This window comes from Noviherbaspirillum denitrificans, from assembly GCF_002211445.1.
In the GTDB taxonomy this organism is placed as follows: domain Bacteria; phylum Pseudomonadota; class Gammaproteobacteria; order Burkholderiales; family Burkholderiaceae_D; genus Noviherbaspirillum; species Noviherbaspirillum denitrificans.
Map to the genome: position 1 here is coordinate 2,418,915 of NZ_LSTO01000001.1, position 8,099 is coordinate 2,427,013.

Consider the following 8,099-nt stretch of genomic DNA (forward strand, 5'->3'; position numbering starts at 1 on the left):
TCGACTTTATTTCGCAACGAACATGACGTCGCGTTGCAGGGGGATCAAATGCTGGCCGCCATCGACCAGCAGGGTTGTGCCGGTCATCGACTGATTTTCGGCGGCAAAACAGACGGCGCTGGCGACGTCCTCGGGTGTGCTAGAGCGGCCCAGCGGGGTCATGCGGTGCGCTTTGGCGAATCCTTCCTCGGTCTGGTTGCCCGAGACAAGCGTCAGGCCGGGCGCCACACCGACCACGCGCACCTTCGGCGCCAGCGCCTGTGCCAGGACGGTCGTGGCCGTATGCAGGCCGGCCTTCGACAACGTATAGGAAAGGAAATCGGGATTCAGGTTGAAAAGCTTCTGGTCGAGCAGGTTGACGACTACCGACTGATCGCCATCCGCCGTGGCGGCATGCAGCGCCCGTGCAAGGATCACCGGCGCTGCCAGGTTGGCATGCATGTGCCGGTCGAGGCCGGCGAGGGACAGGTTTGCGACGGTATCGCTTTCAAATAGCGATGCATTGTTGATAACGCAGGAAACGGGACCGAGCACGCCAGCAGCGTCATCCAGCAGACGGTTTACCGCTGCCTCGTCCTCCAGGTCGCATTGCACTGCGGCCGCGCGTCGGCCAAGTTCCTCGATATCGCGCACCGTCGCCATCGCCTCGTCGGCGGAACGGCCGTAGTGCACGGCGACGTCCCACCCGCGTCCGGCCAGCGCCAGCGCGATGAAGCGTCCGAGCCGCCGGGCGGCACCGGTGACGAGTGCAACTTTCCTGTTTCCTGTGGTCATAGAAGTGTTCCGGTTCCGGTGGTGTTGTCATTCCATCCACGGTCGGGGAGCCTGCGGCCGGCATTTGTTCACGCGCACCGGGCCGATTTCAATACAATACCGAGCATGCAACTTCAACTGCCAGAACCTTCCCTTGACGCGCAGAGCGCGTCGCGCGCCCTCCATCAACGCATCGCCAGCGACATCGAAGCCAGCTCGGGCTGGATTTCGTTCGCCCGGTACATGGAGCAGGTGCTGTATGCGCCTGGGCTGGGGTATTACAGCGGCGGGGCGGCAAAACTTGGTAAAGACGGAGATTTTACAACCGCGCCCGAGATTACGCCGCTTTTTGGCGCGACCCTCGCGCATGTTGCCGCCGGCCTGATGGAGCAGAGCGCGCCGCGGATCATGGAATTCGGCGCCGGCACCGGCAAGTTGGCCTTCGACATCCTGACCGAGCTGAAGTCCGCCGGCATTCCGGTGGAGAGTTACCAGATCGTCGACTTGTCCGGCGAACTGCGCGCCCGCCAGGAAGAAACCCTGCGCGACTTCCCCGAGGTGTCCTGGCTGGACCGCATGCCTGCGTCCTTCTCCGGCGTGGTGGTCGGCAACGAAGTGCTCGACGCCATGCCCGTCCACCTCGTGGTCAAGACCGAGACCGGATGGATGGAGCGGGGCGTCGGCCTGTCCGGCGGCCGCTTCGTGTTCGCCGACCAGCCTTGCGATGCCGGTCTGGTTGTCCAAATTCCGGAAGCCGACGCGCTTCCACTCGGTTACCTCACCGAAGTCCACCCGGTGGCATCGGGCTTCATGCGCTCGCTGGCCGCGATGCTCGGTACGGGTGCCGCCATCCTCATCGATTACGGCTTCCCCGCCCACGAGTACTACCTCGACCAGCGAGGCGAAGGCACCCTGATGTGCCATTACCGTCATCACTCCCACCCCGATCCGTTCTACCTGCCCGGCCTGCAGGACGTGACCGCCCACGTCGATTTCACCGCAATGGTCCGCGCCGCGATCGACGGCGGGCTCGACCTGCTCGGCTACACCACGCAGGCTGCCTTCCTGCTCGACGCCGGCATCGGCGACCTGCTGCTGCGTACGTCGCCGGAAGACCAGCTGCGTTACCTCAAGCAGGCAAATGCGATGCAGAAACTGATCTCGCCCGCCGAAATGGGCGAACTGTTCAAGGTGCTGGTGGTCGGACGCAACACGTCGCTGCCCGGCAACTTCGCGCGCAACGACCGCAGCCATCGCCTATGATGGCTGTGTGCTTGTCAAATTTTCCATGAATGCGGCGGGATAACATGATTCGTTGGGTCCTCACCATTTTCCTCGCGCTGGTCGTCTTTTCGGCGGCGATGCCCTGGCTGCAAAAGCTCGGCATCGGCCGCCTGCCGGGCGATGTCCGCTTCCGGATTTTCGGCCGCGAGGTTTTCCTCCCGTTCGCTTCGACGCTGCTGCTGTCCGCAATCGCGGCCACCCTCGGCAAGCTGCTGTGAAAGGCATGCCATGATCCGCTGGGTTGTCGTTGTCTTCCTCGGATTGTTCATCTTCTACCCGTTGCTGCCATGGTTCGACCGCCTGCGCGTCGGCCGCCTGCCGGGCGATGTTCTGTTCAAGCTGCGCGGCGTCGTGTTCTGCCTGCCCTTCGGTTCGACCGTGGTCTGGTCGGCAGCCATCTTCCTGATTGCCGAAGTCGTCAGCCTGACCTGCCCCAACTGCTGACGCGCATCAGGCGGGAAAGGGGCCAAGCCCCTATACTGTCGGCTTCCCCCGGCGACATTCCCTGATGCAACCTACCATCGAACAGCTCCGCGAACGCTACGGCAGCCGCTACAAGTGGCTGGTGCTGTTCACCGTCATGATTGGCACGATGGCGTCGATCATGTCCTCCACGATCGTCAATGTCGCCGTGCCGGACCTCAGCCGGTATTTCACGCTCGGCCAGGAGCGCGCGCAATGGGTGTCCGCAGGATTCATGCTGGCGATGACGCTCTCGATGCTGACCACACCCTGGTTCCTGTTGCGCTACGGCCTGCGCCGCACGTACGGCGGCGCGGTCCTGCTCCTGCTGCTCGGCGGCCTCGTTGGCGGCTTCAGCTTCAACTATCCGATGCTGCTGTCCATGCGCGTGGTGGAAGGCTTGGCGGCTGGCATCCTGCAGCCGATTCCATCCATCGTCGTGTTCCGCATCTTTGACAGGCAGGAGCAGGGCAAGGCGATGGGCATCTTCGGTTTCGGCGTCGTGCTTGCGCCGGCCATCGGCCCGAGCGTGGGCGGCTTCCTGGTCGAGCTCTTCGGCTGGCGCTCGATTTTCTTTGTGGTCGTGCCGTTATGCCTGATCGTGCTGCTGATGGTCAGGCAGCTGCTCGCCGTGAATTCGCGTCTGATGGGCGAGGCCGGTCCGCTGGACTGGAAAGGCTTGCTGCTTGCCTGCATCGGCATTACCGGGCTGTTGAACGGACTTGTCCACCTGCACGACGGCTTCCTGCAATCGGTCCCGATGATCGCCGTCGGCCTCGCGGCCATCGCCGGATTCATCGCCTACCAGCTGCGCACTCATAACGCACTGATGAACATGCGGCTATTCCGCTACCCGCAATTCGCGGCGGGCGCGATGGTCGCGTTCATCTATGGCGCCGGCCTGTTCGGCTCGACCTACCTGCTGCCTGTCTACATGCAGATGGCCCTGCATTACCTGCCCTCGCAGGCTGGCCTGGTCCTGCTGCCTGCAGGCGTGGTGCTGGCCCTGACCATCGTCGCCGCCGGCAAGCTGTCCGACCGTCTGCCGCCCAACCTGCTGGTGTCGATCGGCCTGGTGCTGCTGGCGCTGTCGTTCGGACTGATGGCGGTGAGCTCGGCGGCCACCGGCTATGTGACTTTCATGGCCTGGACGATCATCGGCCGTGTCGGACTCGGCTTCGTCCTGCCTTCGCTGAGTCTCGGCGCGATGCGCGGCGTTGACTCCGCCCTGATTGCACAAGGCGCGAGCACCATCAACTTCCTGCGCCAGCTCGGCGGGGCGATCGGCGTCAGCCTGGTCGGCATCTTCCTGCAATGGCGGCTGGCCGCGTATCACGCATCGGCGTCGAAGGAAGCGAGCCTGAAGGCATTCAGCGAAACCTTCCTTCTGGTCGCCCTGTTTTGCGCACTTGCCGTGGTCGCCGCCCTCCGCATGAAGACGCCTGAAAGTTAAGTACGTGTTTGCTTTTCGTCCCGGGAATGGTATTTTTGCATCTTTAGGGGCCCGGAACCCGAGCAACATTCGCGCTGCACGGAATTGTCATCAATGAGTACGCTTCGCAGTCTCACCGCACTGATCGTCGAGCCGCAATCCGGCATGCGCGCCAATCTCCACAACATGCTCAACCTGTGCGGGATTACCAAGATCGACCACGCGGTCAGTTCGGGCACCGCCATCCGCCCGCTCAAGAACAAGTCCTACGACCTCATCATCTGCGAATACGACCTCGGCGAAGGCCAGGACGGCCAGCAGCTGCTCGAAGACCTGCGCCACAACAAGCTGATCCCGCTGTGGACGATCTTCATCATCGTCACCGCCGAGCGCGCGTATGAAAAGGTGGTGAGTGCCGCCGAACTGGCGCCGAACGACTACATCCTCAAGCCTTTTACGGCTGACAACCTGTTGGACCGCATTGCGCGCGCCATCGAAAAACGCACTGCCTTCCTGCCCGCCTACCACCTGATGGAGCACGGCAACCTGCTCGAAGCCATCGACATCTGCCGGGCCGGCGAAGCCAAGTATCCACGGTACGCAATCGACTTCCTTCGCCTGCGCGCCGAGCTGCACGTCATCCTCGGCGAGGCGGCAGAGGCGGAAAAGATTTACCAGGAGTTGTTGCAGACAAAGGCCGTGGCCTGGGCGCGCCTCGGGCTTGCAAAAACCCTCTTCATGCAAGGCGAGTACGGCGACGCCGAGGCCCTGCTGCAGACGCTGGTCGAGGAAAGCAGCAAGTACATGGACGCCTACGACTGGCTCGCCAAGACGCACGAGGCGATGGACCAGCTGCCGAAGGCCAAGGAAGTGCTCAACAATGCCGTCGCGATTTCTCCCCATGCGGTCCGCCGCCTGCGCAAGTTGGGCGACATCGCTTTGGAAACCGGTGATGTCGATACCGCCGAGAAGTCCTTCCAGAAGGTGGTGACCAAGGCCAAGTACTCCGAATTCCGCGACCCGGAAGACCATGTGCGGCTGGTGCGCACACTGGTCAAGAAGGGCGACACGCAGCAGGCATCGTCGGTGATCCGTGACATGGAGAAATCGCTCGGCAACCTGGAAAAGACCCCGGCCTGCCGCGCACTCTCGTCTGCGCTGGTGCAGAAAGAGCTTGGCAATGACGATAAGGTCGCGGAAGAGCTCGCCGCCGCGGTCGCCGCCTGCCGCGATACCGCCGGCATTTCCAACGACCTCAGGATGGAGCTGGCACGCAACTGCCTGGAACATGCATTCGACAACGGTGCGGCAGAAGTCATGCGTGACGTCATGAGCAATGCCGCCGACGATGCGGCCATGTCCAAGGCAATGAACGTGTTTGAAAAGGCGGGCAAGAAGGAGTTGGCAGAGACGGTCGTGAAGGAAAGTCGACGCCAGGTAGTGGACCTGGTGTCGAGCGGCGCGGAAAAGGCGCGCCAGGGTGATTACCAGGGGGCGGTGCAACTGATGACGGCTGCGGTGCACAAGCTTCCGGACAACCCGCAAGTCGTCTTCAACGCCGCCGTCGCCGTTCTCAAATACCTTGAAAACATCGGGTGGGAGGGCAAGCTGGGTGACCAGGTCAAGGTCTACATCGAATCCGCCCGCCGGCTCGACCCCAACAATCCGCGCCTGGTGCCGCTGACGGAGCTGTACCAGAACATCCTGAAAAAGTACGGAGTCAAACCGCCTGGCGCGAATTAGCCATCGAGCAATCCGCTGGCCAGTTCCGGCGGACGGGCGATGACAGCCCGCTCGCCGAATACCACAATCGGTCTCTGCAGCAGCTTCGGATGCGCCGCAACCGCGCGCAGCAGCGCTGCATCGTCCGCCTGCGCCAATTCGAGCGTGGCAAATTCTTCTTCGTTGCTCCGCACCATGTCCGCTACCTTGCAGCGAAGCATGTGCCGCAACGCTTCCAGCTGTTCGACGTCAGGCGGTGTCTTTAGGTATTCCACCACATCGACGGCAAGCCCCTTGCGCGTGGCAATTGCCTCAACGATGGATAACGCTTCCCGCGACTTCGAGCAGCGCGGATTATGATAAATCGTGATCATGACCGGACCGATGCACTAAACCTAATGCCGCGATTGTAATCTTTTACGCTGAAACTGCAGGACAGCAACGCGGTCACAGGCAATACCCAAGCTTCGATTCACGTACATGCCCGAGAACAACAGCACGCAAAGCTCAACATCATCGCCAGAACCGGGCGAACGCCAGCACCCGTTCCGCAGGCAGGACACGCCATGGGCGCAGACACAAAGGATCATTGGCGCCCGGATTCGCGCGCTTTCAGACCGACTGCTTCGCCGCATCACCCAACGGACACTGAAGATCGGCATCTCCGCACGGATTTTCCATCCTGAAGCCGGTGCAAAGGGATTGCGCAGCAAGACCTTGCAATACTTGGAGGAATCGATTGCCCAATGGGTAATGTCGCGTGACGTTATGGTCTTCATGATACCGACGGTCAACAACAACGGGATATTGCATCCCAGTAATATCCGCCTGCGCGACTATGCAAAGCACCTCGACGGCCTGGTCCTGCAGGGCGGTGCCGATGTTTCCCCCCAAACCTATTCCGAAACTGCCACACGTCCGGAATGGAGCGGTGACCGGGCGCGCGACATGTATGAGCTCGAACTGCTGCACGAATTCGTGGAAGCGGGCAAGCCGGTCCTCGGCATCTGCCGCGGCTGCCAGCTCATCAACGTCGCCTTCGGCGGCACTCTATACCAGGACATCGCATCCGATGTTCCGACCGCCATCCAGCACGTGAGCGACCTGTACGACAGCCATTACCACCTGATCCATTTCCCCCAGGGCTCCGCGCTTGGCGGACTTTTCCCCGCCAAGTCAGAAGCGCTGGTCAATTCCATCCACCACCAGGCGGTCAAGGACCTGGGGCGCGATCTCGTGGTGGAAGCCGTCTCGGGCAAGGACAACATCGTCGAAGCCGTTCGGTATCGCAAGGCGCGATTCGTCGTAGGGCTCCAATGGCATCCCGAATTCCATCGCGCCGGCAGCGCGGAACTGCTCGACTGCACACCGATCCTTGACGACTTCCTTGCCGCGGCCCGCGAAACACGGTTTTAGGGGCGCTGGAGCAACGGTTTTGCCCGGGCAAAATGGAAAAATTACTGCCCAAACAGATTTTTCAGTTGACAGCCCATGGGGGTCTCTACTATAGTTTGAGGTTCCCTGCGGAGGGGTGGCCGAGTGGTTAATGGCAGCAGACTGTAAATCTGCCCTCTTACGAGTACGCTGGTTCGAATCCAGCCCCCTCCACCAGTGTCTAAGCAGGTGAATACTGCGGTTGAAGGTCCTTGCGGGTGTAGCTCAATGGTAGAGCTGAAGCCTTCCAAGCTTACGACGAGGGTTCGATTCCCTTCACCCGCTCCAAAGTTTTCGCCAGTCGCGGCATTCAGCGCGGTTGGCAAAGATGCCCTTGTAGCTCAGTGGTAGAGCACTCCCTTGGTAAGGGAGAGGCCACGTGTTCAATCCACGTCAAGGGCACCAGTTTCTTGAAATGGCAAGCAGTCGGGCTCGTGCCTGGACATTCCCATCAAAACGTTAGGAGTCGAAAATGGCAAAAGGCAAGTTTGAGCGGACCAAGCCGCACGTGAATGTGGGCACGATCGGTCACGTTGACCACGGCAAGACCACCCTGACCGCGGCAATCGCCACGGTTCTGTCGTCGAAGTTCGGCGGCGAGGCGAAGAAGTACGATGAAATCGACGCGGCGCCGGAAGAAAAGGCGCGCGGCATTACCATCAACACCGCGCACATCGAATACGAAACCGCGAACCGCCACTACGCACACGTTGACTGCCCCGGCCACGCCGACTACGTCAAGAACATGATTACCGGTGCGGCGCAGATGGACGGCGCGATCCTGGTGTGCTCCGCCGCTGATGGCCCGATGCCGCAGACCCGCGAACACATCCTGCTGGCCCGTCAGGTTGGTGTGCCGTACATCATCGTGTTCCTGAACAAGTGCGACATGGTCGACGACGCCGAGCTGCTCGAGCTGGTCGAAATGGAAGTGCGCGAACTCCTGTCCAAGTACGAATTCCCCGGCGACGACCTGCCGATCATCCGTGGTTCGGCCAAGCTGGCGCTGGAA

At 61.5% G+C, this 8,099-nt stretch carries 8 protein-coding genes, 3 tRNA genes and 1 pseudogene; 10 read left to right on the top strand and 2 right to left on the bottom strand.

All coding sequences use genetic code 11. The features are described from left to right. Window positions 1–6: 6 nt before the first annotated feature. Window positions 7–774: an SDR family oxidoreductase gene (locus tag AYR66_RS11805; protein ID WP_088707643.1), complete on the bottom strand. Its 768-nt coding sequence runs from the start codon at window positions 772–774 to the stop codon at window positions 7–9. Window positions 775–879: 105 nt separating this feature from the next. On the opposite strand from AYR66_RS11805, the gene AYR66_RS11810 reads away from it, so the two are divergent. The 5 genes from AYR66_RS11810 (at window position 880) to AYR66_RS11830 (ending at window position 5,674) form a co-directional block, all read left to right on the top strand. Then, complete coding sequence (locus tag AYR66_RS11810) at window positions 880–2,016, top strand: class I SAM-dependent methyltransferase (protein ID WP_088707644.1); 1,137 nt, start codon at window positions 880–882, stop codon at window positions 2,014–2,016. A gap of 44 nt (window positions 2,017–2,060) precedes the next feature. After that, window positions 2,061–2,255 carry a DUF2905 domain-containing protein gene (locus AYR66_RS11815; RefSeq protein ID WP_088707645.1) on the top strand — a complete coding sequence of 65 codons (195 nt, stop codon included), beginning with the start codon at window positions 2,061–2,063 and terminating at the stop codon, window positions 2,253–2,255. Between the two features lie 10 nt (window positions 2,256–2,265). Further along, window positions 2,266–2,481: a DUF2905 domain-containing protein gene (locus AYR66_RS11820; protein ID WP_088707646.1), complete on the top strand. Its 216-nt coding sequence runs from the start codon at window positions 2,266–2,268 to the stop codon at window positions 2,479–2,481. Window positions 2,482–2,545: 64 nt separating this feature from the next. After that, window positions 2,546–3,952: a DHA2 family efflux MFS transporter permease subunit gene (locus tag AYR66_RS11825; protein WP_088707647.1), complete on the top strand. Its 1,407-nt coding sequence runs from the start codon at window positions 2,546–2,548 to the stop codon at window positions 3,950–3,952. Window positions 3,953–4,045: 93 nt separating this feature from the next. Next, window positions 4,046–5,674, top strand: a complete 1,629-nt coding sequence (locus tag AYR66_RS11830; protein ID WP_088707648.1) for a response regulator — start codon at window positions 4,046–4,048, stop codon at window positions 5,672–5,674. On the opposite strand, the gene arsC is transcribed toward AYR66_RS11830, so the two are convergent. Next, window positions 5,671–6,027, bottom strand: coding sequence for an arsenate reductase (glutaredoxin) (gene arsC, locus AYR66_RS11835; RefSeq protein WP_088707649.1), 357 nt, complete (start codon window positions 6,025–6,027; stop codon window positions 5,671–5,673). The two genes, AYR66_RS11830 and arsC, sit on opposite strands and share 4 nt — an antisense overlap. 184 nt (window positions 6,028–6,211) lie before the next feature. On the opposite strand from arsC, the pseudogene AYR66_RS11840 reads away from it, so the two are divergent. The 5 genes and pseudogenes from AYR66_RS11840 to AYR66_RS11860 all read left to right on the top strand — a co-directional run. Continuing rightward, window positions 6,212–7,069: pseudogene (locus AYR66_RS11840) on the top strand (gamma-glutamyl-gamma-aminobutyrate hydrolase family protein); the annotation flags it as partial. A gap of 109 nt (window positions 7,070–7,178) precedes the next feature. Further along, window positions 7,179–7,264 (top strand) — tRNA-Tyr (locus tag AYR66_RS11845). Between the two features lie 37 nt (window positions 7,265–7,301). Then, window positions 7,302–7,375, top strand: a tRNA-Gly gene (locus AYR66_RS11850). A 42-nt stretch (window positions 7,376–7,417) separates the two neighbouring features. Next, window positions 7,418–7,492, top strand: a tRNA-Thr gene (locus tag AYR66_RS11855). A gap of 67 nt (window positions 7,493–7,559) precedes the next feature. Then, the coding region (locus AYR66_RS11860; protein WP_141104226.1) for a GTP-binding protein at window positions 7,560–8,099 on the top strand (540 nt) is incomplete at its 3' end.

Coding starts and splice junctions, on each gene's coding strand:
- AYR66_RS11815 (WP_088707645.1), top strand. CDS start 2,061: ATGATTCGTTGGGTCCTCACCATTTTCCTCGCGCTGGTCGTCTTTTCG.
- AYR66_RS11820 (WP_088707646.1), top strand. CDS start 2,266: ATGATCCGCTGGGTTGTCGTTGTCTTCCTCGGATTGTTCATCTTCTAC.
- AYR66_RS11825 (WP_088707647.1), top strand. CDS start 2,546: ATGCAACCTACCATCGAACAGCTCCGCGAACGCTACGGCAGCCGCTAC.
- AYR66_RS11830 (WP_088707648.1), top strand. CDS start 4,046: ATGAGTACGCTTCGCAGTCTCACCGCACTGATCGTCGAGCCGCAATCC.
- AYR66_RS11805 (WP_088707643.1), bottom strand. CDS start 774: ATGACCACAGGAAACAGGAAAGTTGCACTCGTCACCGGTGCCGCCCGG.
- arsC (WP_088707649.1), bottom strand. CDS start 6,027: ATGATCACGATTTATCATAATCCGCGCTGCTCGAAGTCGCGGGAAGCG.
- AYR66_RS11810 (WP_088707644.1), top strand. CDS start 880: ATGCAACTTCAACTGCCAGAACCTTCCCTTGACGCGCAGAGCGCGTCG.